This window comes from Micromonospora sp. NPDC006431 (assembly GCF_042870725.1).
GTDB lineage: Bacteria > Actinomycetota > Actinomycetes > Mycobacteriales > Micromonosporaceae > Micromonospora.
The window spans coordinates 19,169-42,278 of the sequence record NZ_JBIAHQ010000022.1 but is presented as its reverse complement, the minus strand read 5'-3'; the positions used below and the strand labels follow the sequence as shown (position 1 = coordinate 42,278).

The window sequence follows — 23,110 nt, the reverse complement described above, 5'->3', positions numbered from 1 at the left end:
GAAGGACCACTTCGTATCGAGGTTCTGCGTCTTCTCTTCGTACCGGACCTGATCTGGCGGGTCTCACGCCTTCCCGGCATTCCAGGCAGCAGCTACTGACTGCTACCACCCGCTTGCGCGGAATGGCTCAATCGGTCAATTAACCGCTGGCGCTGGCGTGCCCGGCGGCCGGAGCAGGCGCTGGGTGACCACGACAGGGTTGCCCGGGACCACGCCGACGGCGTGGCTCTTCGGGAGGTGGTCGTTGGGGCGCTGCGGGCGTTACCGGCTCGGCAGCGGGCCGCGGTCGTGTTCCGTTATCTGGAGGATCTGCCGATCGCTGACGTTGCAGCGGCGATGGGCTGTTCTGAGGGCGCGGTAAAAAGTCACGCCGCGCGTGGGTTGGCTCGCCTGCGAGAGGTACTGGCCGAATCGAGTCTCGTCATGCCCATCACTGATTCTGGGAGTTCGCGATGACTTTGAACGACAGTAACGTGCGCGACGTTTTGCATCGCGCGACGGATCATCTGGTCGGCCCGCCGGGTCTGCTTGATGAGGTGCGCCGGGGTGGGCGCCGGCGGGTGGTGCGTCGCCGGGCCGTGTTGGCGGTCGTCTGCGCGGCCGTGGTGGCGGTGCCCGTGGGTGGGCTTCATCTGGCAAGCGACGGAGGAGAGGTACAGGTAGCTTCGCCGCTGCTTGACGAGCCCACTCGCGGTGATCTGGCTGGTGACGAAGGGTATCTTCGGCAGGTCCGCGAAGTGTGGCAGCGCCGACTGGAGCAGGACGGAGATCAGATGCGCGGCGAGCCGCACGTTGTCTGGGCCGGAAGGACGCCCGCTGGCCCTGCCGCCTACATCGCCCACCGCACCGTCCATAACCCGATCGCTAGCCCCGACGGCGACCGGGTGATCGCGATGGCGGCGTTCGTCGAACCCACTGCTGACGGGCCACGCGTCACGACGCGGGAACAGGTCACCGATGCCGGCACGGATGGCATCTCACAGGCAGCGCTGCTCGGACCGCAGCGCGACGTGCTCCTCGTACTCGACTCCGGGCAACCGGTGGAGTTCTCACCGGAACTGCGGTACATGCCCGACGGCAAAGTCAAACGCAGCTTCCAGCGGGTAGCGTTCCGAGACGGTGCGGCCGTGCTAGCGGTGCCGCCGCAGCGCACGAAGATCACCGTCGCGCTCTCCAAGACCCCGGTCAGCCGGGAGAATGTGGTTCACATCATCAATGACGGGCCGATCCTCTTTCCCGACGGCAAAGGTCGACCGAGGCCACTGCAGGTCCGCCACACGCTGCCCGGCGCGGAAAAGGTATGGGTAGGTGACCCCAGCGCGAAGGAAGTGAGCGCGCCAGCCGACGCTCTCGCCGAATACATCGACTCCGCAGGCGTGCACACGAGCGACGGATCCCCCCTCCTGTGGGTCTACGGGGCAACCCCCGACGGCCGGCTACTCCTCGTCGAAACCATCCAGTACGACGACGACCCTGCCCGCGTCATCGCGCTGCTCGCCCCCAAGCAACTCCCCTTCAAGGCGGTAGCCAGCACCTTTGCAGACTGGAAATCACCTTTGCCCGTACGACTGCGACTGCCTGACAACCAGGGCATTCTTGTGGCCGCTGAGGGGTCAGCGCTGAGCTACAGAAGCGGCGATGGCAAATGGCAGGACGCCGGTCGGAACGCGGCACTTCTACCCGCCAATGCCACCGACGTGCGCGTCATCGACGCCAGCGGAACCGTCACCACCGTCCCAGTCACGTCCTAACCAGCTCGGCGTCCACCTCACGCATCGACTGCGATGCGCCTGCCGGCTTACCGCCTGAATAAGAACTCCTAACTCCTTGAGCGTTGGAGTCGTCGCCAGCAGATGATGGCGCAGGCGAGGGTGAGGAAGGCTTCGTGGATGTCGTCACGGATCTCCCAGCGGATGCGTAGCCGGCGGAACCAATGCAGCAGGGCGATGGTCTGTTCGACTACCCATCGTCGGGTGCCGAGGCCGGAGCCGTGTTCGGTGCCGCGTCGGGCGATGACCGGGGTGATGCCCCTGTCGCGGAGCTGGCGGCGGCGGTAGATGTCGTAGTCGTAACCCCGGTCGGCGTAGATCCGACCGGGTCGCTGCCTTGGTCGACCGCGGATGGCCTTGATCCGGGGAACCTTGTCGACCAGGGGCAGCAGTTGGGTGAGGTCGTGACGGTTGCCGCCGGTCAGGCTGGCGGCGAGGGGGATGCCTCCCGCGTCGGTGATGACGTGGTGTTTCGAGCCCGGGCGGCGGCGGTCGACCGGGCTCGGGCCGGTTTTGGGCCGCCTGTGAGCGCCCGGACGTGGGAGCCGTCGATCACCGCCCGGGACATGTCCAGTTGACCGGCGGCCCGCAGCTTGCCCAGCAGGACCTCGTGCAGTCGTTGCCACACGCCCGCGTCGTTCCAGTCCCGTAGCCGGCGCCAGCAGGTCATGCCTGACCCAAACCCGAGCTCCTGAGGCAGGAACTCCCACGGGATCCCGGTGTAGAGCACGAACAAGATCCCGCACAACACCTTCCGGTCATCAAGCGGCTTGCGACCGGGATAGCGCCGCCGGCGAGGCGGTCGGATCGGTAGCAACGGCTCGATCTCGGCCCACAGGTCGTCCGAGACGATCCACGGTGGCTGCTCACCTCGCCTCACGGCCGATTATGGTCGTTGATCGTCCACGAAGGACAACTCTACGCGTCTGCCTAGATCATTCTGTTAGGAGTTCTTAGAGCGCAAGGAAGCGTCGAGGCTCTCTCCTGGGGCTGGATCGGTGACACGTTAGGGCTGCTTCAGCACGCTTTGTTCGGTTCTCGTGTTCCGTTGAGGGCCTTGCGGAGCAGGGTGGCCAGCTGGTCCTGTTCGCGGGCGCTCAGATTGGCGATGGCGGATCGGGCGAACTCGAAGGACTCCTCGAAGGCGGCGTAGAGGATGGTTCCGTTGGGGGTCCGGACGATCTGCCGGGAGCGGCGGTCGTCGGGGTGGGGGCGACGGCGGACGAGATCGCGCGCCTCGAGCCTGCGGATGATCTGGGTGATGTTGGACGCGTCGCAGCCGAGTTCGTCGGCCAGTTCTCGCATCCCGATCTGCCGGGTGAGCCGCCCGAGCACGCAGGCCTGCGCCACGCTCAGCCCGTGCTCCAGGGCGGCGGTTTCGTATGCGCGGTCGTAGGCATCAACGAAGTCGAACATCGCCCGTTCGGCATCGGTCGACGCGGTGACGGGCCCCGCCGGTACGGCCATGGGGATCACTCTACCAAGAACTTGACGCACTCAAGTACGTATGTAAGGTTAGATGCTTGATTGGGTCAAGTATCTATGAAAGGGGTGTTCCGATGACGGCCACCAGCAAGGGATGGGCCCGGGAGTGGCACCTGACACGACGGCCGCCGGCGCAGGCGTCAGCCGACGACTTCGCGCTGGTCGAAGCCCACATTCCCGAGTTGCGGCCCGGCCAGGTCCTGGTACGCAACACACACCTGTCGGTCGACCCGTACATGCGTGGCCGGATGGACGACCGCCCGTCCTACATCCCTCCGTTCCCGCTGAACGCGCCGCTGGAGGGGGGAGCGGTCGGTGTGGTCGTCGAGTCCCGCGCGGACGGCGTCAAGCCGGGCCAGGTGGTCGAGCACTTCCTGGGGATGCGCGAGGCCACCGTGATCGATGCGGCCGGGGTCGCCCCGATCGATACCGACGATCTGCCCGCCGAAATCTATCTCGGTGTGCTCGGTGCGACGGGCCTGACCGCATGGCTGGGCATAACCCAGGTGGGGTCGGTGCGATCCGGCGACACGGTATTCGTCACGGGAGCGGCCGGGGCGGTCGGGAGCATCGCCGGTCAGATCGCCAGGCTACGGGGAGCCAAGCGGGTGATTGGCAGCGCGGGGTCCTCCGCCAAGGTGCGACATCTGGTGGACGACCTCGGTTTCGACACCGCCTTCAACTATCGCGACGGTGCGGCAGATGAGCACCTTGCACAGGCCGCGCCGGACGGCATCGACGTGGTGTTCGACAACGTGGGCGGCGCCCAACTGGAGGCCGCGATCGACCATCTCCGGGTCGGCGCCCGACTTGCCCTGTGCGGGATGGCCAGCCAGTACGACGGCCGGGAACCACACGGCCTCCGGAACCTGTACAAGCTGATCACCAAGCGGGCGACCGCGCGCGGCTTCCTGGTCACCGACCACCAGGACCAGATGCCCGCCTTCCGCACCGAGGTAGGTTCCTGGGTGCGCTCCGGTGAGATCTGCCACCGGCAGACAGTGCTGGACGGCATCGAGCGGGTGCCCGAAGCCCTGCTGGGCCTGCTGCACAGCGGAGCGCCCACGATCGGCAAGGCCCTCGTCCGGCTCCAGGAGCAGGCATGACCCGAACGGTGCTGGTGACCGGAGCCCGAGGCAAACAGGACGCGAGGTGACTGCCCGGCTACGCCGCTCCGGGATACTCGTCCACGCCGGGGTCGCCGCAACCGACTACACGGAGCCTGTCCGGAAAACGCGTGGCGGCCCACCCAGGCGATGGCGTCGGACGGGTGGCCGAGCCGGAGGAGCAGTTCGGCCAGCAGCGTGGCGGCGTCGGTGTATAGCGGGTGGGCGGGCGCGGTGGCGGGATCGATGTCGGTGAGGTTGTTGTGCAGGAGTTGCCGGGCGCGTAGTGGATCGTCGAGGGCCTGGTGGACCTGCGACTTCCGCTGGGTCGCTGCTGTTCGCTTCTACATCCCGGCCGGGATCAAGGTCCCGTCAGCGGCACCGTCGCGACCGTTGTCCAACGGTAGGTGCGGCCGTCGCGTCGTAGCGCGATCAGCGGGACTTTGTTGATCCTTGCGCCGGCGGGGGGCTGGTGGCGCAGTGCGGTGAGCCGGTCCCGGATTGGGCCGGTCGGTGCCGCTGAGCCGCTGTAGGCGATGGTGACGTGCGGCCGGAATCCCTGCGCGGCTTCCGGCACGGTCTTCCACACGGCGCCGATGGCTTCTCTGATGCTCGCGCGGAGTCGCTCGACTTGGTCCCAAGGTTGGATCAGGAGGCCGATTCCTTCGGCGTCGGGGTCGACAGGACCAAGGGACAGTTCCAGGGGTGGCAGGCTGGCGCAGCGTTCTCGGGCCTCGGCGACGATGGCGTCGAGGTCTTTGTCGCTGACCTCATCGGTGAACCCGAGGCCCTGTATGGTGAGGTGCAGGCCATCGAGTGGCACCAGGTCGAGCCCGGGCAGCGCCAACTGGCTCTGCAGATAGGTGACGAGCTGATGGAGTTCAGGTTGATCTTCAAAGGTGAGATGCCAGGTGTAGAACTGGCGGTCGGCTCGCCAGCCCGGGCGCCAGTACCAGTGTTCGGTGAGTTCAGGCAGCTCCTGATAGGCGGTCCAGCGCTGGTGAAGGCTGGCCAGTTCCCGGCTACTCATGACGGAGATGGTAGGGCCGGCGGCGTCCGAGCGCCGATCTGAGTGCGGTCGCAGAGTAGTTCCGCGACTTGCCGCAGTTGCGGCTGCTGGGCGAACGGCCGCGCGGTGGCGAGGAACTGACGCGCCCGCTGGTTGACCGACTCGTAGCGCTGATCTGCGGTGAGGGTGAGAGCTTCCAGCGCCAGCGAGCTGGCCTGCTCGGGTTCGGGGTGGTCGGCGCGTAGATAGGCGGTGGCCAGGTCGAGGCGACTCAGGGCTTGCGGACCACGGAGGGCTGCCACGTCGAACGCGTCGATAGCCGTGGTCAGGTGTGCGGTGACGTCCGTGCCGCAGCCGAGGGTCAGGTAGGCGGTTGCTGCGTTGGCTGCTGCCCTCGCTTGGCAGTACGGGCCGAGGGCGAGGCTCGCGCTGACCTGGGAGCTGGACGGACAGTCGGATAGCGCGGTGAACGCCTGGTGCGAACGGCTACCCGCCCACCACGCCGCGATGGTCCAGTGGGCCATGGTCATCGTCATGGCCCGCCGCCTCGCCCGCCACCAAAGCACCTGAAAACCTTATTTACCAGGCTCTAAGCTTGTTCTTTAACCCTGACGTCTCGACGGCCGTGATGGTCCTTTGTGGATTCGGCGTGTCGTGGAGACGGAAGTCGGCCACCGTCTGATGATCCTTCGGTTCCCTGGCAAGGACGTGAAGAACAAGGACGGTGGCCGTGGCCACGATTGTGGACTACGTAGCGGGGCTGGTGTTACCCGACACGCCCGTGAGTGATTCAGCCGCGGCGCTGGCGGGCTTCCGCCGGGACTTTTACCAGTGCTTGGTGCGCCGGACGGACGCGTTGTTCGAGCTGACCGACGCGGTCCTGTGCGCCGACGGGCCGGTGCACAGCCTGGTCGATCTCACGTTGACGGCGGAGCATCGTCGGGGTCACGGCGCCCTGTACGACGGGTTGAACGCGGGCAGGATCGACATCGCCCGGCTCCGCGCGAGGCTGGCCGGGTTGCCGCTGCCCCGGGCGGCGGACGGGCGGATCGTCCTCGCTGTGGACGTGTCGAACTGGCTGCGCCCGGACGCGCCGACCAGCCCGGACCGGTTGTTCTGCCACGTCTACGCTCGAGGCAAGGGGCAGGCTCAGCTGATCCCGGGCTGGCCGTACTCGTTCGTGGCCGCGCTGGAGTCCGGCCGCACGTCGTGGACGCAGGTCCTGGACGCGGTGCGGCTGGGCCCGACCGATGACGCCACCGCGGTCACCGCCGCCCAGCTGCGTGATGTCGTGGACCGGCTCATCACCGTCGGGCACTGGCGGCCCGGCGACCCGGACATCCTGATCGTGGCCGACACCGGCTACGACACCGCCCGGCTGGCCTGGGTGCTGGCCGACCTACCCGTGGTGCTGGTCGGGCGGATCCGTTCCGACCGTGTCCTACGGCTGCCCAAGCCGGTCAGGGCGGCGGGCACCATCGGCCGTCCCCGCAAACACGGCGGCGAGTTCGCCCTGGCCGATCCGGCTACCTGGCCGGCGCCGCACCACGTCACCACCACTGCGACCACGCGCTACGGCACCGCGCGAGCAGCCGCGTGGGACCGGCTGCACCCCAGGTTGACCCGCCGCACCTGCTGGATCGACCACGACGGGGACATGCCGGTCATCGAAGGCACCCTGATCAGGCTGCAGGTCGACCACCTACCCGGCGACCGTGACCCCAAGCCGGTATGGCTGTGGTGCTCCGCCACCGGCGCCACCGCCACCGATGTCGACCGCTGGTGGCAGGCCTTCCTGCGCCGCTTCGACCTGGAACACACCTTCCGCCTGTTCAAACAGACCCTCGGCTGGACCCGCCCGAAGATCCGCACCCCGCAAGCCGCCGACCGCTGGACCTGGCTGATCATCGCCGCGCACACCCAACTCCGCCTGGCCCGCCCCCTGGCCGCCGACCTTCGCCGCCCCTGGGAAAAACCCGCACCACCCGGACGGCTCACCCCCGCCCGCGTCCGCCGCGGGTTCCGGAACATCCGCCCCACCAGCGCCCTGCCCGCCAGCGCACCGAAACCCGCAACACCCGGCCCCGGACGGCCACCCGGCTCCCGCAACCGTCAGCCCGCACCCCGCCACGACGTCGGCAAAACCATTAAGCGTGACCTGACCATCGCAGCACGTAACCAACGCGAGGGTTAAAGATCAAGCTAAGGCGGGATAGCGAGGAGGAGGCGGCGTAGGGTCAGCGGGCGGGGACGATGGGGCCGCGGTGCAACCAGTCGATAAGGTCGGGCTCGGCCAGCTTCGCGACCCGATCCTCGTATCGTCGCAGGTCATCTTCGTCGAGCAGGTCCCGCCACTGGCCGCTGACACCCTGGTTGAAGAACCGCTTCGGATCGCGCCACATCGCCGCGACCGGGGTCAGAGCCTCCGCCCGGCCGCGCATCGAGTCGAATGTCGCCGCCCGCACCAGATCCGGCCACCGCGACTCCGGCACCTCGATTCCGAGGCGCCCGGCGAGGAACCTCATCTGGCCTTCAAGATCTGACTTCAGATCGTCGTAGTGCAGCAGCAGCACGTTGGGCCGCTCCCGCTCGGCCCAGAACCCCGACAGGTGGTGCAGCATCGACGGCAGGCCCACCTGCACATTGGTGTCCTCCAGCCAGGCCCAGAACCGGTTGTACGCGGACTCCGCAGGCGCCGGAGCCGTATCGGCGGGCTCCTGGGTCGGGCTACCGCCGGCCGCCAGCATCGCGTCGAAGGCCTCTTGGGCGACGTTCTGGAAATGGGCGTCCCAGGAGATCGCGACGTCCCGGGGATCCCGACCGACCGCGACGTAGGTCACCCCATCATGGATGGGCAGCCCGTCGAAGGGCGTATGAGTCTTGATGAAACGGCGATGCCGCTGCGCCTCGTAGAACGCGAAGATGTCGTCCCGGCTGCGAGTCAACATGTCGAGCCAGTAGGTGAGGTCGTCCAGCCGTGCCGGCAGCTCCGGTGTCTGGAAGATCAACAAGGCGCAGATCGTCTGGGTCCACGTCGTCCCGCACTTCGCGGGGGTCGAAACCACGATGTCACCTTCGCGGAACGGGAAACCCTCCCACCGTCCGCTGTCCATGACCTCGTTCTGGTACCGAACCGTCGGTTGGCGCAACGGTCCTCCCTGCTTTTCGGTTCGTCCGTCTATAGTAGACCTAACCTATCGAACCGGGCGACCCCGCCCGCCGAATAGGGGGGATGCGCACGCCGGCCAGCGCCAAGCGCAGGTCTGGGCGGGGGTGCACCATGAAGCGCACCATCCAGTCGAACGCGGAGCCGATGGTTGCGGGGTTCGCCTGACCGCCGGGTACGGCAAGGGGGCCGACGGATTCCCGATACCGTGCCTGGAGGTCCTGCCACCGGCCGAACCGCTCCTGGATGAATCGCCTCGCCGGCGAGTTCCTCTCGCTCAATGCAGCGGTCAGAGATGGCCATCCACGGACGACAGTCATGCGCCGACCGCCTTGTGCTACCGGGGCTACCTTCCGGCCTACGTCCACCATGCACGAAGGCTAGCCAACCGCGCAGCATCTGGGGTGCCGGGTTGGACCGCCGGCCAAGGGAGGACCAACGCCGCTGCTGTCGGCGATGCCGGGCACCACCAACAGCAGCCGCGCCGGGTTGGCGGTCAACGCGCCGAGAATAGGAACCTGGCCTGGGCTTGCCGCAGGTTGCTGAGGTCGGCGGGTACGGGCCTGACGCTGTAGCGATCGAATGCATCGATGCTCGCCCCGAGCGATGGTGGCCACCGCCGCTGCCACTCGATCAGGGGCACGCTCCGGTCCGATCAGCCGGCTCGGACCGGATCAAGCCGCCTTCGGCGGAACTCCCGCCGCCTACGGGCTGCGCGTCACCTCGACGTCGAACACCACGCTTGGGCGTACCGGACGATCATGGCTGCTCCAGAACTTGTGCAGCAGGTCGAAGTCGTAGCTCTCCTGCATCCGCAGGGTCGCCGCCTGCCCGGCCAGCTCGGTCAGCTCCATCGTCGTGAGCACCTCGTGCATGACGCCCATGAGCTCGTACTCCTCCTCCGGCAGCACCGACCACGCCGACGCGATGAAGCCGGTCCGCAGGCCGTGCGTGCCGCGCCGCGCCGCCAGCCGGAACATCGACAGCGACACCGCCGGGCGGCGCCCGGCCAGCGCCTGCTCGGTGGGGGAGCCGTGGACCAGGTGGATTTCCTTGAGGAAGCGCCGGCGCAGCTGCCCGGTCAGCTCCGCCTCCAGCCGGTCGGTCAGCGCCCGCACCAGTTGCCCGCGGTCCGGCTCGCCGAGGGTGCCGTCCGGGGTGCCGAGCGCAGGGCGGCGGGACAGCCGGCCCTGCTCCAGCAGCTCGGTCGCCACCGCCCGGTCGAGGTGGTCCTGGTTCAGCGGTACGGCCTCGCGGTCGGCGAGGAAGATCGCTCGCAGTGCCGCGTTGGAGATGTCGCCGCCGGAGAGCACGTGCCGCTCGGCCAGTCGTTTGAGGTCCAGCCCGTCCTCCTGTGGCACGCCCGGCACGAGCATCAGCTGCCAGATCCGTAGCCGCTCGGACGGCGACGGCATGGGGAACTCCACCCGGAACGAGAACCGCCGGCTGAACGCGTCATCGATGGCGTGCCGCAGGTTCGTCGACAGGATAACCGTGCCGTCGTGCCGCTCGATGCGTTGCAGCAGATAGCCGACCAGAACATTGGCGAAGTGCTCGCCGGCGTTCTGGGACTGTTCGGTACGCGACGAGAAAAGCGCGTCGGCCTCGTCGCACAGCAGGACGCCGGACTGCTCCTGGGCATGGCTCAGCACCTCGTCGATGTGCTTCTCGCTGTCGCCGATGTACTTGCTGAGCAGCTGCGAGATGTCCACCGTGTGCAGCGGGCGGCGCAGGGCGTGGGCCACCGCCTCGGCCGCGGCCGTCTTGCCGGTGCCGGAGCGCCCGGCGAACAGCACCAGCGGGCCGCGATCGACCGGGAAGCGCCGGCTCAGCCCCTGCTGCTCGGCCAGCCCGTCCCGGCGCCGCACGTAGTGCACGATGCGGTCGAGCGCGTCGCGGGTGGTGTGCGGCAGCGCCAGGTCGTCGAACGTGCGGCGGGGGGTGATCCGCAGGCTGCGCGGCACCTCGACCGGGCGGAGCCGTTCGGCCGCCGCCTCCAGCCGCTCCGCGAGACCCGGCAACGACCCCGCCGCGGCGAACACCGCACGGATCGCCGGCACGTCCAGGCGGTGCCGCGAGGCCAGGCCCGCGGCTGCCTCCGCGGACAGCGCCAGCTCCCGGGCCGCGGCCTCGTCCTGCCACGCGCGACGCCGCTCGGCGAAGCCCGGCACGCGCGCCTCCACGTGCGGCAGCCGGTGCGCGAGCGGGCCGCGCGTGCAGAGCCACGCCCGGCCGCCGATGTCGCGGACCAGCGCGTCCAGCTCGTCCGCTACCGGTTCGAGCCGCTCGTCCGGCCAGGCGCGCAGGTCCAGCACCGGATGCGCGCCGGTGGCCAGGCCGACCCGCCAGGCCGCCACGCATGCGGCTGGTCCGCGGTCGTCGGCGGCGTGCTGTTCTTTATCCTGCGGGCATTGATTGGCGCACAAAAGTGGCGTAACAGCCAGTAGGAAAGCGCCATCAGGACCAGGGCTGCGGCAAACCCTGATCATGGGAGGCGGTCTGGTTTCGCTCGTAGCCAGATGAGGATGTCGACGATCTGCCCGGTGGCCCGGTAGCGGCAGGCGAGCTTGTCGTACCTGGTAGCCACAGCGCGGAACTGCTTGCGTCGGTTCATCAGCCGTTCGATGGTGTTGCGCTGCCGGTAGCGGTGCGGGCGGAACGTGGGTGGGCAGCCACCGGGTGATCCTCTCCGCGTCCGGTTGGCTTTCTGGTCGTCTTCCTCGGGGACGCCGTGCGGCATGCGCCGGGCCCGCGGCGAACGGCGGTTGCCGCGAGAGCCCTACGCCTTGTCTGCCGACAGGGAGTCCAGCCGCTTATGCGGACGGCCGACCCCGCGGGACAGGCCACGGCCACGTCGTCGAGCAGCCGCACCAGTTGGCGGGTATCGGCATCCTGGCCCGGGGGCAGGTGGCTGGTCAGGTTCCGGCCCCACCCGTCACCGATCGTGTGGATCTTCGTGGTCCACCGTCGCGCGACTGCCGAGTCCTTCCCGTCGCGCTGCGTCGCGACTGCTCAGCCCCCTTTACGCGCGCCAGCGGCGTGCTGGTGGGTGCCGCCGCCACGGTTGCTGCTGGCCTACTCGCGCCCGTGGCGGGCCGGGGCCGCCCGTAGGGATCCCGGCCCGTCGCACCTGGGTCGGGATCACCGTAATGGCCCCGGCCCGCCACATTTGATCATCCGGCTTCGGCTACCGCCGATGGGGGATAGGGCCGTTGACCTCCGCCCAACGAGTTCCGCCGGAATCCGCCCGCACAGTGACGTCTCCATTCGCAATGTGGAAAGCGCATGCCTGAGGATCCGGATCGCAAAGCCAATTCCGTCCTGGGGGCGGGCCGGGACCATCACCAGCCCGGTGGGTGACCGCCGATGAGGTCTACGCCAAGGACACCAAGTTCCGGCTGTGGCTGCAGCGCCCACCGCATGAGCTACTTCCTGGCCATGGCCGGCGACCAGAAGAATCCGACCGACGGCGGCAGCGCCCGCGCCAATGCACTGGCGCCATCCCTACTTCGACCCGGAAGCGGCGCAGCTGCGGCGACGGCGCCGAAGGGCGCCGCCGATTCGACTGGGCCGTCGTGACCCTGCCTGGCACCGGCACCACCGGCCACAGATTCACCGGCTGGCTGCTCGTCCGCCGATAGATCACCGACCCAACCAAGCACGCCTACGACGCCGCCCCAACCTGCCGGTCGCCTTCCTCGGCCGCGACCAGCGTGAACCCCGGCGCCGGGCCGCCTGCTCCGGCAGGCCCTCCCGGAACCCGTTGACCTGCTCCGCCCCTCCTCGTATGGGGGTTCCGCGACACCGTGGCATAGAGATCGACCAGGTCGGGGAACAGGGGCGGGGCAGCGACGCCGCCCCGGCGGGTGTAGGTGACCACGGGCGGATGTTCTGCGGTTACCCGGTCCGTCAACTTTGGCGTCGCGGGCCGACGCCGCTCGGCGGCAGGCACCGCAGGTGTCACCTGCCGGCCACGGTGCGGGGAGTTCGCTCAACTGGGTCGGCGAGACCGCACGAACCCGAGGGTCGAGCAATCGGCTGAGGCAACTGTCTGGGGCGTCGTCGTTCGACATGAACCTTGACTATGCGCGAGGGCACGCCCTCAACCGTCGTGCTCAGGACGAATCCGGGAGTGGATTCGGGTACGGTCTCGGGTCACGGGACCACTTGACGAACACCTAACCCGTATTGTGGAATCTAATTCCATAATGTGACAAGGGTGAGGAGCGCCAAGCTATGGTCCGGACACGGATCGCCGCCGTGGACTGCTTCGTCCTGAAGCTTCAGCACGCCGAGCCGTACCTTGGTTCGGCCAACGGTGTTACCGAGTCGGCCGCGCCACCGTCGGGATACGCGGTTCGGCACCCGTGGCGCAGCATCTACTCACCACGGTTCGAGACCCTGCTGGTCAGGCTGACCACCACCTCGGGGGTCACTGGCTGGGGAGAGGCCCTCGCGCCGGTCGCGCCGGAGGTCCCCGCCGAGGTGGTACGCCGCCTGCTCGCGCCGGTGCTCATCGGCGCCGACCCGTCCCGGGTGCGGCCGCTGAGCGCCGCGTTGCGTGACCTGATGCGCGAGCGGGGGCACCTCGGCGGGCACCAGGGGGATGCCCTGGCCGCCGTCGACATCGCACTGTGGGACCTCGCTGGCCGTCTGGCCGGTCTGCCGGTGCACGAACTGCTCGGTGGGGCGTTCCGCGAGCACGTTCCGACGTACGTCTCCGGCCTGCCGTCCCGCGACGACGGCGAGCGCGGCGTGCTTGCCGCGGAGTGGGCGGCGAAGGGCGTCGAGCGGATCAAGCTGCACCTCGGGCACGGCGTCGACGCGGATCTGGCGACTGTCGACGCGGTGCGGGCAGCCGCCCCGAGCGTCGCGCTGGCCGTGGACGCGCACTGGAGGTACGACCTGTCTGCCGCGACCAGGCTGGGCCGGGGCCTGGCGGCTCGCGGCGTCCTCTTCCTGGAGGCGCCGTTGGCTCCGGAGGACCTGGCCGGTCACGCTGACCTGGCCAGGCGGATCGACCTGCCGGTGGCGGTCGGCGAGGCACTGCGCCACCGGTACGAGTTCCTGCCCTGGATACGGGAACGTGCGGTCGGCCTGGTTCAACCGGACGTGGCGCGTACCGGCATCAGCGAGGCGATGGCGGTGGCCGAGCTCGCCGCGGCGTACCACCTCCCGATCGCGCCGCACCACTCCGTCGGTCTCGGCGTGGCTCTCGCCGCCGGGCTACAGGTCAGCGCGGCCGCCGAGCTGTTCACCGTCTTCGAGTACCAACCCACGGCGACCGAGGTCGGACAACGGATCCTGGCCGCACCGCTGCCCGGCGGCCCGGACGGCTTCGCCGTGCCGAACGGTCCCGGTCTCGGGATCGAAGTGGACGACCACACCGTCAGCGCCCTTTCGGAGGAGAGTTGAGCACACCTGAGTCGCAGCTCCGCGTACGCGGGCTGGTCCCGATCCTCGCCACCCCGTTCGATGCCACCGGCGCACTGGACGTACCCGGCCTGCGTCGGCTCGTGGAGTTCCAGCTCGCCGCCGGGGCGGACGGCGTGGCCGTCTTCGGCCTGGCCAGCGAGGGATTCGCCCTCACGACCGCGGAACGGGCCACCATCCTGGCCGAGACCCGCGGGGTGGCCGGGCCAGAAGTTCCGCTGGTAGCCGGAGTCAACGCCACCAGCACCTCGACCTCGATCGAGCAGGCGCTCGCCGCGCGCGACGGCGGCGCCGATGCGTTGATGGTCCTGCCGCCCTATCTGGTCAAGCCGACCGGCGGGCAGGTGGTGGACTTCTACGGCACGGTGGCCGAACGCAGCGGTCTGCACGTCATGGTGCAGGACGCGCCCACAAGCACCGGCGTGAGCATGCCGGTCCCGTTGATCGTCGAGCTGAGCAAGCTCACCGGCGTCGAGTCGGTGAAGGTGGAAAGCCAGCCCACCGCGCCGAAGGTGGGTGATGTGGTGACCGCGACCGACGGCCAGTTCGACGTGCTGGGCGGCCAGAACGCGTTCTTCGTCCTCGAGGAGTACGCGCGCGGCGCGGTCGGCACCATGCCCGCGTGCGAGTTCACCGACCTGCTCGCGCCGATCCTGGCGGACTGGCGGGCCGGGCACCATCGGTCCGCACACGAGGCATTCACCCAGCTGCTGCCGTTGGTGCGCTTCGGGCTGCAGCAGGGCCTGGCCTGGGCCGTGCACAAGGAGGTTCTGGTCCGCCGGGGCATCATCGACTGCGCCTTCGTGCGGGACCCAGCCGCCGCGCTGGATGCCGGCAGCCAGGCCGCGCTGGACTCGATCCTCAGTCTGACTCCGCTGCCGTCCTGGCGAACGTGAGAGGCTGACGGTCATGACGAAGATCGTCGGCGTGGACGTCTTCCCGCTCGCGCTGCCCAGCCCGGACCAGGCACCGCGCGCTTACACCACCAGGCCACCCTGGCCGAGCATCTACGGCAACCATCGGGAGACGCTCGTCGTGCGGCTCACCGCGGACGACGGCACGGCCGGCTGGGGCGAGGCCTTGGCGCCGGTGGCCCCGGAGGTTCCGGCCGAGATCGTCCACCGCCTGTTGGCCCCGGTGCTGCTCGGCGCCGACCCACGCCGGGTCCGTCCGCTGCGCCACCAACTCGGCGAGCTGATGCGCGAGCGGGGGCACCTGGGCGGCCACCAGGCCGACGCGATCGCCGCGGTGGACATCGCACTGTGGGACCTCGCCGGCAAACTCGCCGGCCTGCCAGTCGTCGACCTGCTCGGTGGCGCCTTCCACCGCGAGGTGCCCACCTACGTCTCCGGCCTGCCCGGCGGAGCCGACAGCGAACGGGTCGCCCAGGCCCGGGACTGGGTCGGGCGCGGCGTGCGGCAGGTCAAGGTGGGGCTCGGGTACGGGGTGAGCGCCGACCTGGCCACCGTGTCGGCCTTGCGCGAGGTGCATCCGGACCTGCGGATCGCGGTGGATGTGCACGGTGTCTACGGGTTCGCCGACGCGGTGCAGCTGGGCCGCGGCCTGGCCGAACGCGACGCCTGGTTCCTGGAGATGCCGATGGCCTTCGAGGATGTGGCCGGGCACGCCGATCTGGCTGGGCGGGTGGACCTGCCGGTGGCCCTCGGGGAGAGCCTGCGGCACCGCTGGGAGTTCCAGCCGTTCGTCGCCGCCCGGGCGGTGGGCCTGCTGCAACCGGACATCGGCCGGACCGGCATCACCGAGGGGCTGGCCATCGCACAGTACGCCGAGACACACCATCTGGGGGTCGCGCCGCACCACTCGGCCGGGCTCGGGCTGGCGCTCGCCGCCGGGCTGCACGTCGCGGCGGCCTGCGCCAACCTGGTCGCCTTCGAGTGGCATCCCACCCTGTTCGACACGGTGAACCACATTCTCACCGTGCCGATCGAGGTGACACCGACCGCCATCCCGCTGCCCGTGGGGCCGGGGCTCGGGGTGTCGGTGGACGTCGACGCGGTGGACCGCTACTGCACCTGGCGGCAGCGGTGAGGCGGGTGTTGCTGATCGGTGCCTCGACGCCGATCGGCCGGGCGACCGCCGTCCGGTTCGCGGCGGCCGGCGACCGGGTCGTCGGCTACGGCCTGGAACCGGCCGGCGAGCCGAGCCTCGTGGCCGACCTGACCGGGGACTGCGGCACCGCCGACGGCGCCCGTGCGGCGGTTGACACAGCCCGGCAGCGGCTGGGCGGACTGGACGTACTGGTCGCGGCGGCTGGGGCGATGCCGATCGCGGCGGCCCATGACACCACCGACGAGCAGTGGCGGGCGGCGCTGGCCGGCTGCCTGGACACCCTGTTCTTTCCGTTGCGCGTGGCGTTGCCGCTGCTGCCGTCCGGGGGAGCGGTGGTCGCGCTCTCCTCGGTGAACGCCTTCCTGGCGGCGCCGTGGGTGGCCGCGTATGCGGCGGCCAAGGGCGCGGTGGAGGCGCTGGTGCGCCAGGTCTCGCTGGACTACGCCGCGCGCGGGGTACGGGTCAACGCGGTGGCGCCCGGCCTGGTCGGCGGGGAGACGTTGCCGGACGCGGCCGCGGGTTACCCGATCGGACGTACGCTGCGTCCGGCGGAGGTCGCCGAGGCGGTCTACTTTCTCGCCTCCGACGGGGCCAGCGGGATCACCGGGGTCGTGCTGCCGGTCGACGGGGGTCTGTCGGTCGCCTCCCCGTCGGCGTTTGCTCGCGCCGACCTGCGACGCCGTTTGGCTGGTCTGCGGCCGCCGGTCGACGAGGGGGCGGTCGATGCCGGCTCGCCGGGGCAGCTGGGGGAGGTCATCGCCGGGTGAGCGGTCCGCAGGTGGAGATCGGTGGCCGGTTCGGCCGGCTCTACCGGCTGCTCGACTGGCCGGTCCGGCTGGCCGGGTTGAACCTGCTCTGGCTGGCCGGCGTGCTTGCCGGCGGGGTGGTCGCCGGCATCGCGCCGTCGACTGTCGCGCTGTTCGCGGTGCTGCGTGACTATCTGCTCGGCCGCCCGTCGCGACCGTGGCACGACTTCTGGCGGTGCTGGCGGGCGGAGTTCGCCCGGTCCCAGGTACGGTTGGGGCTGCCGCTGTTGACCCTGTGGGTGTTCCTGTTCTACCTGCTGGCGGCTCGCGGTACACCGGTCGTCGCTGCGGTGGCCGTACTGGGCGTGGCCTATCTCGTGGTGCTGGGCTATCTGCCGGCGGTGCTCGCGCACTTCGAGTTGCCGGCCGTGGCCGCCTGGCGGGTCGCCGTGCTGGCGGCCTGGCGGGCTCCCGTCTGGACCGTCGGCCTCGCGGTGGGGGTAGTCGTGCCGGTCGCGGTGATGGTGTTCGTGGTGCCGGCGGCCATCCCGTTCTTCCTGCCCAGCGTGCCAGCGGTGGTTGTCATGCGGGTAGCGCGCGGGTCTTCGGGTCGCTGACCGGTCCGGTCCGGTGACCGGTCGGGACCGGTCACCGGCGGTCAGACCGTCGCGGACAGCGGGGTTGCGGAGGCGTGGTAGCCGAGTCCGGTGGAGATCTGGTCGGCGTGCTCGATGACCTTGAGGGCCAGTTCGTCCTGGCGGTGGGGCAGGTCCAGCGCGGACAGCGGGCCGGATACGGACAGGGCCGCCACCACCCGCCCGGAGCGGTCGCGCACCGGCGCGGCGAGGCAGGCCCGCCCGAAGGCGAGTTCCTCCAGTTCGGTGGTGTAGCCGCGGCTGCGGCCGTCGGCGAGGGCGGCGAGCAACCCGTCGAGGTCGGCGATGGTCTTCGGGGTGTACACCGGGTACCGGGCGCCGAGCAGCGACTCGATCTCGTCTGCGGTCAGGTCGGACAGCAGGGCTTTGCCCATCGCGGTGGCGTGCAGTGGGCCGCTCCGCCCGACCAGGGTGAAGGAGCGGGGAGCGAGTCGCCCCTCGAAGTTGCACAGGTAGAACAACTCGGCGCCGTGCCGTTCGGCGACGTTGGCGCCGAGGCCGAGTTCACTGGCCAGGTCCTGGGCGATCTGCCGGGACTGGCGGTGGATCGGTGACTGGTTGAGGGCGATGCCCGCCAGGCCCACCACCGTCGGGCCGATCCGGTAGAGGCCGCTGCGGGCGTCATGGGTGACGTAGCCCAGCGCCTCCAGCGTGCCGACCAGGCGCGAGACCGTCGACTGGCCCAGCCCGGTGAGCTGGACCAACTCGGAGACCCGCCGCTCGGGGTGCTCCTCGGTGAAGGCGCGTAGCAGCGACAGCGCGCGTTCGACGCTCTGTGTGCCGCCGCCGACCTCGCGAACGGTGGTGGACCGTGGCATCGTTGTCATCCTTCGAAAACGTAGGAGAGTAATCCAGATTACGGATCATACATCGAGCGTCGGCCCGGGGTCTGCGGCGCGCACGTGACGGCTGCCGCCGGTGGGGGCCGCCGGCGGCAGCCCCCACCGGTGGTTCAGCACCCGGGCGGTGCGGTCGCCGCCACGACCGGTTCGAACCGCACGGCGTCGGCCCGGTGGTGGCCGACCTGCTGTGCGGAGAGGCGTACCGCCGCGGTGGCCGGGTCGAGCTGCCAGACGCCGAGCACCCGCCACCGTCCGGCGTCCGCTGTCTGGTCGACGATCAGCTTGTCCATGCCTGCGCTGTGCGTGACCAGGTACGTGGCCGCCGTCGTTGTGGTCGAGTTGGTCGGATACCAGACGCTGACCCGGTACCGCCCGGCCGCCAGGGTCGGCCGCCAGGTCGCCTCGGCACCGGAGCCGCCGTTGGCGAAGCGCGTGGTGCTGTCGGCGTAACCCTTGAGCGTGCTCCCGGCCCAGCCGCCCTGCTCGCTGTAGCCGGCCTGGCCGTCGTCAATGATCACCTCCCGGGCCGGGTCGGGAGTCCCCACGGGCACCGCGATCCGGTCACTCGACCCGACCGCGTGCAGCGCCACCTCGTGCAGGGCGCCGGCCGCAGCGTCCGGCGGCGCCGCCACCGTGAACGTCACGCTCTGCGTGGCGCCCGGGGCGAGGTTGACGGGCACGCTCGCCGGCGTGGCAGTCCAACCCGCCGGCAGACCGAGCGCGGCGCAGCCGGTCGCGCCCACCACGGTCTGCGCGGTGAGGGTCGCGGTGACGGTGGTACTCCCGCCCGGTGCGGGCACCGGCGCCGCCGACAGCCCGCTGATCCGCGGCCGCACGGTGGCCGGGTCGACCGGCCGGAACCGGACGGCGTTGACCCGGTGGATGGCCGGGTCGTCGACGACCAGCCGGACGAACCCGTCCTGTCCCGCCGCGAAGGGGTACGTGCCGAGCACTCGCCAGGTGCGCGCGTCCTGCTGCTGGTTGACCCGTACGGTCGACTCGCCGTCGCGGTGCTTCACTAGGTAGTCGGCCTCTGTGGTGGTGGCCGCGTTGGACGGATACCAGACCGCCACCTCGTACCACCCAGCCGGTAGATTCGGTCGCCAGGTCGCCGTGGCGCCGAGCTTCCCCTCGGCGCTGTAGCGCGACTGGCTGCCGTTGAGCCCTGCCAGGGTGCTGGGCAACCACTCGCCCGTCTCGGTGTACCGCGGCCGGAAGTCGTGGATGTCGACGACGATGTCTTCGCTGGCGATCCGTACCGTCGCCGTGGTCGGCGCGGCGCCGTCCAGGGCTGCGGTGAAGCGGTACGTCTGGTCGCGCGCCGCCCCGGCCGGCGAGGTGAGGGTGAAGGTGTACGCCCGCTCGGCACGGCCGGCCACCTCGTACGGCACGCTGGACGGCGTGATCGTCCAACCAGCCGGCGGCGTCACGCTCAGCGCGCCCCGCGCGGTGGCTGGGCCGGTATTGAGCACGCTCGCGGTGACCGTGGCCGCGTCACCCGGGGCGGCGAGTTCTGCCGGCGACGCGACGAGCGCGCTCAGCTTCGTCGGTGGGCGCACGATGAGCCGCCCTGCGGAGAGCGCGGCGTCGCCGCCGCTCCAGCGCATCGTCGCGCCGAGTGGCACGGTGCCGGCGGCGTCGGCCCCGACGGTCACCTCGTACCGCCAGGTCGCGGTGCCGCCGGCCGGCACGCCCGACGGCGCCGTCCCCACCGGCCGGGCCGACCAGCCATCGGGCAGGCCCAGTACGACGGTCGGATCGGCGACGGCCGCCGAGCCGTCGTTGCGCACGGTCACGGTGAGACCCGTTGTGTCGCCGGATGTGGTGTCCGGTGAGTCGGGCGCCACCACGCCGCACACCGCCCGGTCGGCTGGGCAGCGGCCGGTGACCGTCATCGGCAGGCGCAGCGTGGCGTCGCCGGTCTGCGCGGCGTCGGTCCTGATCCGGTAGGTGAACGGCGTGTCGAGGTCCTCGACCGGGATCGTCCACTCGTTCGGGTAGATCCGGTCGGCCTGTTCGTGCCAGGTCTCGCCGCCGTCGGTCGACCAGTGCAGGGTCGCCGGCGCCTCGGTGGCCGCCTGGATGTAGGCGTCGTATCCGGTGCGGTCCGGGCGGGTGAGCAGCATGCCGCGGGCGACGCCGATCGGGCTGGCGTCGTCGAGGTGGTGGCTGTCCGGCCCGGCGTCGGCCAGCTGGCCGCCAACCTGGTGCCCGACGCCCGGTACCTGCACGTCGCGGACGACCAGCGCGGTGATTCCCTTGCCCGAGACGGTCACCGGGAGCGCTGCCCCCCGCATCGTTCTGACCTCGCGCGATCCGTTGTCCCGGATCACCTCGACCCGGTACGCCCGGTCCGGCCGCACCCCGCTGACCTGCGGGTCGAATCGCACCACGCTGTTCGACGGGCCGTCGGCCTCGCTGGTCAGGCTTACGTACAGGCTGTTGTTGCCGTGCCCGGTCACCCAGTTCAGCTGCGGGTCGGCGACCTTGACGATGCCCTTGGGTAGGTATGGCCAGACGCCGTTCTCGCCGTAGAACGCACCGGGCTGGTGCCCGTAGACGTGGTACTTGAAATAGACGTAGTTGGTCTCGAAGGCGGCCGGGAAGCTGATCCGTCCGCCGGACCGGTAGTTCTGCTCGGACAGTAGGTAGTCCATCGCCAGCCCGAGCTGGGCCGGGATGTGGTGGTAGTAGATGGAGGTCAGTCCGGCAGGGCCGGTCAGTGGGAAGTCCGGGCGCATCTGCCAGGCGGTGGACTCGCGGTAGTAGTAGCCGGGGTAGTTGGTGAACCTGCCGACCACCATGTTGTGTGCGATGTCGGCGAGCAGCTTGTCGCCGGTGTGCCCGGCCAGCCGCAGCAGGAACGGCGCCCAGATCGGGTTCATCACCAGACCGCCGCCCGTCTTCGTCCGGCCCGCCGGCACCTTGTAGGTGCTCAACTGCTCGAAGGTCATGCCGTTGGTGGAGACCATCCAGGCCGGTACCGTCTGGGCCGGTACGTCCTTGAGCGGGTAGTCGTAGGTCACCCCGCCGTTCCAGCGGTCCACCTGCGCGTCGATCCAGCCCGTGGCGTTGGCGGTGATGTCGTCGTCGGGCACGGGGCGCACCATGGTCTGGGTGACGAACCGTTTCGCCTCGGTGTAGGCGGCGTTCAGGTAGCGCGCCTCGCCGGTCTCCTCGTACAGCTCGAGCAACTCCAACCAGCCCTTGGAGTGGTTGAACTGGAATTCGTTCTCGCCGGTGTTGGTGGTGTACGGAGGGTCGATCTGGGCGGTGATGTACCGGTCCGCCTCGGCCTTCGCCTCCGCCAGGTATGCCGGGTTGCCGGTTAGCCGCCAGGCGGCCAGGGGGGTGCTGACCGGGGTGCGGTTGTCCTTGCGCGGGCGTTCCTCGATCGCCTTGAGGGCCAACTCGTGCAGGCCGGCGACCTGGCCCCGGGTCTGCTGGTAGAGCGGCACCAGGGTGGAGGCGTCACCGGACACGCTGCCGATGCGCCAGGAGTCGGTGTTGCCGTACACCGGGTTCTCCTTGATCGGGGTCCAGCCGATCCCGTTGCGCGACACCTGGTACTCCAGCAGTGGGCGGGCGCGCTTGTCATACAGGTCGCGGTTGCCGGTCAGGTAGTAGGCACCGAGCAGCACGCCGCTGGTGGCCGTCCGTACCGCCCGGTCGTTCTCGGTGTCCACGAAGCTCTTCGCGCGGTCCCACCAGCCCGACAAGGATTTCTGGTAGGTCTCGCTGTCGTCGGCCGTCGAGTCCTGCATCGTCAGGTCGACCAGGTTGTGCACCGTCTCGGTGAGCGAGGTGTCGTAGACGTTGTGCCGGTAGTCCGTGTAGTCGTACTCGTCGCGGGTGAGGGTCGTGTACGCCTCGTACATGGTGCCGGGGCGGGCGTAGACGCCGAAGGTGAACGCATGCCGCTGCCCGGCTGCAAGCGGCGACTTCCGGCCGACCTGTGGTGCGAAGACCACCGGCTGCACGTTGCCGGCCTCGTTGCGCAGGCTCATCCCGAACGGCTGGCCGTCCGGGCCGACCTCACGCTGGTGCTCGAACGGGATCACCTCGGCCGGGGCGTACACGCCGGCCGTGACCTGCCGCCCGGCGACGGTGCGTTCCAGCAGGCAGGCGGGTGTCATCAGCTCCCAGGCGCCGAGCGACTCGGCGCCGTAGACGACCCGGGCGTGCTGGCGGCTGCCGCACAGCACCTCGTCGACGTCGTCGAACGCGGTGATGTCCAGCGCCTGGTAGCCGACGACGAAGTCGTCGGCGCGGCGGGCGGTCAGCGTCCACGACGCCTCAGGGTTGTCGCCGGCGACCGACCAGCGCACGGTCAGCTCGTACCCGCCCGCCGCGGCGGTGCTCAACTCCACGGTGCGCTCGTTGACGCGGCGCAGGCCGGTGAAGCCGACCCAGCCGGGGTTCATCGAGCTGTAGTAGTCGCTCGGGGTGCCGCCGGTGCCGCTGAGCACCAGCCACTGCTCGTCGAACCGCCGCTCGTGGTCGGTGACCGGTAACCAGCCCCCGGGCGTACGGACGGCGATGTCACGCAGGTAGGTCTGGCCGCCGGTCCAGGTGGCGTGGTGGAAGGTCATCCGGTGGTGGGTGCCTTCGATGGTCGCGACCTGCTCGATCCGGAGGTCGGGCTTGTCGAGTGTGCGCAGCGGCGCGGCGAACGGGGCCTGGTCGCTCGCGACCCGGGGCGGTGCCGCCGTCGCGGGGGCAGGCAGCAGGGCGACCGCGAGGATCAAGACGAGGGTGAGTTTGAGGCGATGTTGCCACGAAGTGGTGGGCTTCACATCCATATTGCAGATAGTTAATGTGAAGCCGG

At 70.0% G+C, this 23,110-nt stretch carries 19 protein-coding genes; 10 read left to right on the top strand and 9 right to left on the bottom strand.

Annotated features, from left to right (window positions below):
- The first annotated feature begins 99 nt into the window (after positions 1-99).
- Together ACFYM6_RS28750 and ACFYM6_RS28745 are read left to right on the top strand one after the other, a co-directional pair.
- Entirely contained in the window at positions 100-456 is a 357-nt protein-coding gene (locus tag ACFYM6_RS28750) for a sigma-70 family RNA polymerase sigma factor (protein ID WP_387280608.1), read from the top strand.
- Positions 453-1,751: a hypothetical protein gene (locus ACFYM6_RS28745; protein WP_387280523.1), complete on the top strand. Its 1,299-nt coding sequence runs from the start codon at positions 453-455 to the stop codon at positions 1,749-1,751. Before ACFYM6_RS28750 ends, ACFYM6_RS28745 begins: the two co-directional genes overlap by 4 nt.
- 68 nt (positions 1,752-1,819) lie before the next feature.
- Here the strand turns inward: ACFYM6_RS28745 and ACFYM6_RS28740 are convergent.
- Positions 1,820-2,622 (bottom strand): IS5 family transposase gene (locus ACFYM6_RS28740; RefSeq protein ID WP_387280607.1). Its coding sequence is split into 2 segments (ribosomal slippage): positions 1,820-2,286 and positions 2,286-2,622, totalling 804 coding nucleotides; the frame shifts between segments, so codons are not numbered across the junction.
- A gap of 164 nt (positions 2,623-2,786) precedes the next feature.
- On the bottom strand, positions 2,787-3,236 hold the full coding sequence (locus tag ACFYM6_RS28735; protein WP_387280521.1) for a MarR family winged helix-turn-helix transcriptional regulator: 450 nt from the start codon (positions 3,234-3,236) through the stop codon (positions 2,787-2,789).
- 92 nt (positions 3,237-3,328) lie between these two features.
- On the opposite strand from ACFYM6_RS28735, the gene ACFYM6_RS28730 reads away from it, so the two are divergent.
- A complete protein-coding gene (locus ACFYM6_RS28730; RefSeq protein ID WP_387280519.1) occupies positions 3,329-4,360 on the top strand; it encodes an NADP-dependent oxidoreductase in 1,032 nt (343 codons plus the stop codon).
- Between the two features lie 361 nt (positions 4,361-4,721).
- Here the strand turns inward: ACFYM6_RS28730 and ACFYM6_RS28725 are convergent, their stop codons facing one another.
- Both ACFYM6_RS28725 and ACFYM6_RS28720 read right to left on the bottom strand, forming a co-directional pair.
- A complete protein-coding gene (locus ACFYM6_RS28725) occupies positions 4,722-5,390 on the bottom strand; it encodes a 2'-5' RNA ligase family protein (protein ID WP_387280517.1) in 669 nt (222 codons plus the stop codon).
- Complete coding sequence (locus tag ACFYM6_RS28720; protein WP_387280515.1) at positions 5,387-5,905, bottom strand: hypothetical protein; 519 nt, start codon at positions 5,903-5,905, stop codon at positions 5,387-5,389. Before ACFYM6_RS28720 ends, ACFYM6_RS28725 begins: the two co-directional genes overlap by 4 nt.
- A gap of 227 nt (positions 5,906-6,132) precedes the next feature.
- On the opposite strand from ACFYM6_RS28720, the gene ACFYM6_RS28715 reads away from it, so the two are divergent.
- Positions 6,133-7,563 carry an NF041680 family putative transposase gene (locus ACFYM6_RS28715; protein ID WP_387280605.1) on the top strand — a complete coding sequence of 477 codons (1,431 nt, stop codon included), beginning with the start codon at positions 6,133-6,135 and terminating at the stop codon, positions 7,561-7,563.
- Positions 7,564-7,606: 43 nt separating this feature from the next.
- Here the strand turns inward: ACFYM6_RS28715 and ACFYM6_RS28710 are convergent, their stop codons facing one another.
- The 3 genes from ACFYM6_RS28710 to ACFYM6_RS28700 form a co-directional block, all read right to left on the bottom strand.
- The gene (locus tag ACFYM6_RS28710; protein WP_387280513.1) at positions 7,607-8,482 is read right to left on the bottom strand and encodes a sulfotransferase domain-containing protein; all 876 of its coding nucleotides are present in this window, start codon (positions 8,480-8,482) and stop codon (positions 7,607-7,609) included.
- Positions 8,483-9,239: 757 nt separating this feature from the next.
- Positions 9,240-10,892, bottom strand: coding sequence for an ATP-binding protein (locus ACFYM6_RS28705; protein ID WP_387280511.1), 1,653 nt, complete (start codon positions 10,890-10,892; stop codon positions 9,240-9,242).
- 128 nt (positions 10,893-11,020) lie between these two features.
- Positions 11,021-11,149, bottom strand: coding sequence for a hypothetical protein (locus ACFYM6_RS28700; protein WP_387280509.1), 129 nt, complete (start codon positions 11,147-11,149; stop codon positions 11,021-11,023).
- A gap of 806 nt (positions 11,150-11,955) precedes the next feature.
- Between ACFYM6_RS28700 and ACFYM6_RS28695 the strand changes: the two genes are divergently transcribed.
- The 6 genes from ACFYM6_RS28695 (at position 11,956) to ACFYM6_RS28670 (ending at position 17,401) form a co-directional block, all read left to right on the top strand.
- On the top strand, positions 11,956-12,114 hold the full coding sequence (locus tag ACFYM6_RS28695; protein WP_387280508.1) for a hypothetical protein: 159 nt from the start codon (positions 11,956-11,958) through the stop codon (positions 12,112-12,114).
- A 657-nt stretch (positions 12,115-12,771) separates the two neighbouring features.
- Complete coding sequence (locus ACFYM6_RS28690) at positions 12,772-13,950, top strand: mandelate racemase/muconate lactonizing enzyme family protein (protein WP_387280506.1); 1,179 nt, start codon at positions 12,772-12,774, stop codon at positions 13,948-13,950.
- On the top strand, positions 13,947-14,864 hold the full coding sequence (locus ACFYM6_RS28685) for a dihydrodipicolinate synthase family protein (RefSeq protein ID WP_387280504.1): 918 nt from the start codon (positions 13,947-13,949) through the stop codon (positions 14,862-14,864). The genes ACFYM6_RS28690 and ACFYM6_RS28685 overlap by 4 nt, the downstream gene beginning before the upstream one ends.
- 13 nt (positions 14,865-14,877) lie before the next feature.
- The gene (locus ACFYM6_RS28680; protein ID WP_387280502.1) at positions 14,878-16,017 is read left to right on the top strand and encodes a mandelate racemase/muconate lactonizing enzyme family protein; all 1,140 of its coding nucleotides are present in this window, start codon (positions 14,878-14,880) and stop codon (positions 16,015-16,017) included.
- A 5-nt stretch (positions 16,018-16,022) separates the two neighbouring features.
- Positions 16,023-16,805, top strand: coding sequence for an SDR family NAD(P)-dependent oxidoreductase (locus tag ACFYM6_RS28675; protein ID WP_387280500.1), 783 nt, complete (start codon positions 16,023-16,025; stop codon positions 16,803-16,805).
- Positions 16,802-17,401 carry a YesL family protein gene (locus ACFYM6_RS28670; protein ID WP_387280498.1) on the top strand — a complete coding sequence of 200 codons (600 nt, stop codon included), beginning with the start codon at positions 16,802-16,804 and terminating at the stop codon, positions 17,399-17,401. The genes ACFYM6_RS28675 and ACFYM6_RS28670 overlap by 4 nt, the downstream gene beginning before the upstream one ends.
- A gap of 41 nt (positions 17,402-17,442) precedes the next feature.
- Here the strand turns inward: ACFYM6_RS28670 and ACFYM6_RS28665 are convergent, their stop codons facing one another.
- Together ACFYM6_RS28665 and ACFYM6_RS28660 are read right to left on the bottom strand one after the other, a co-directional pair.
- A complete protein-coding gene (locus ACFYM6_RS28665) occupies positions 17,443-18,258 on the bottom strand; it encodes an IclR family transcriptional regulator (RefSeq protein WP_387280496.1) in 816 nt (271 codons plus the stop codon).
- A 134-nt stretch (positions 18,259-18,392) separates the two neighbouring features.
- Positions 18,393-23,084, bottom strand: coding sequence for an NEW3 domain-containing protein (locus tag ACFYM6_RS28660; protein WP_387280495.1), 4,692 nt, complete (start codon positions 23,082-23,084; stop codon positions 18,393-18,395).
- Positions 23,085-23,110 lie beyond the last annotated feature (26 nt).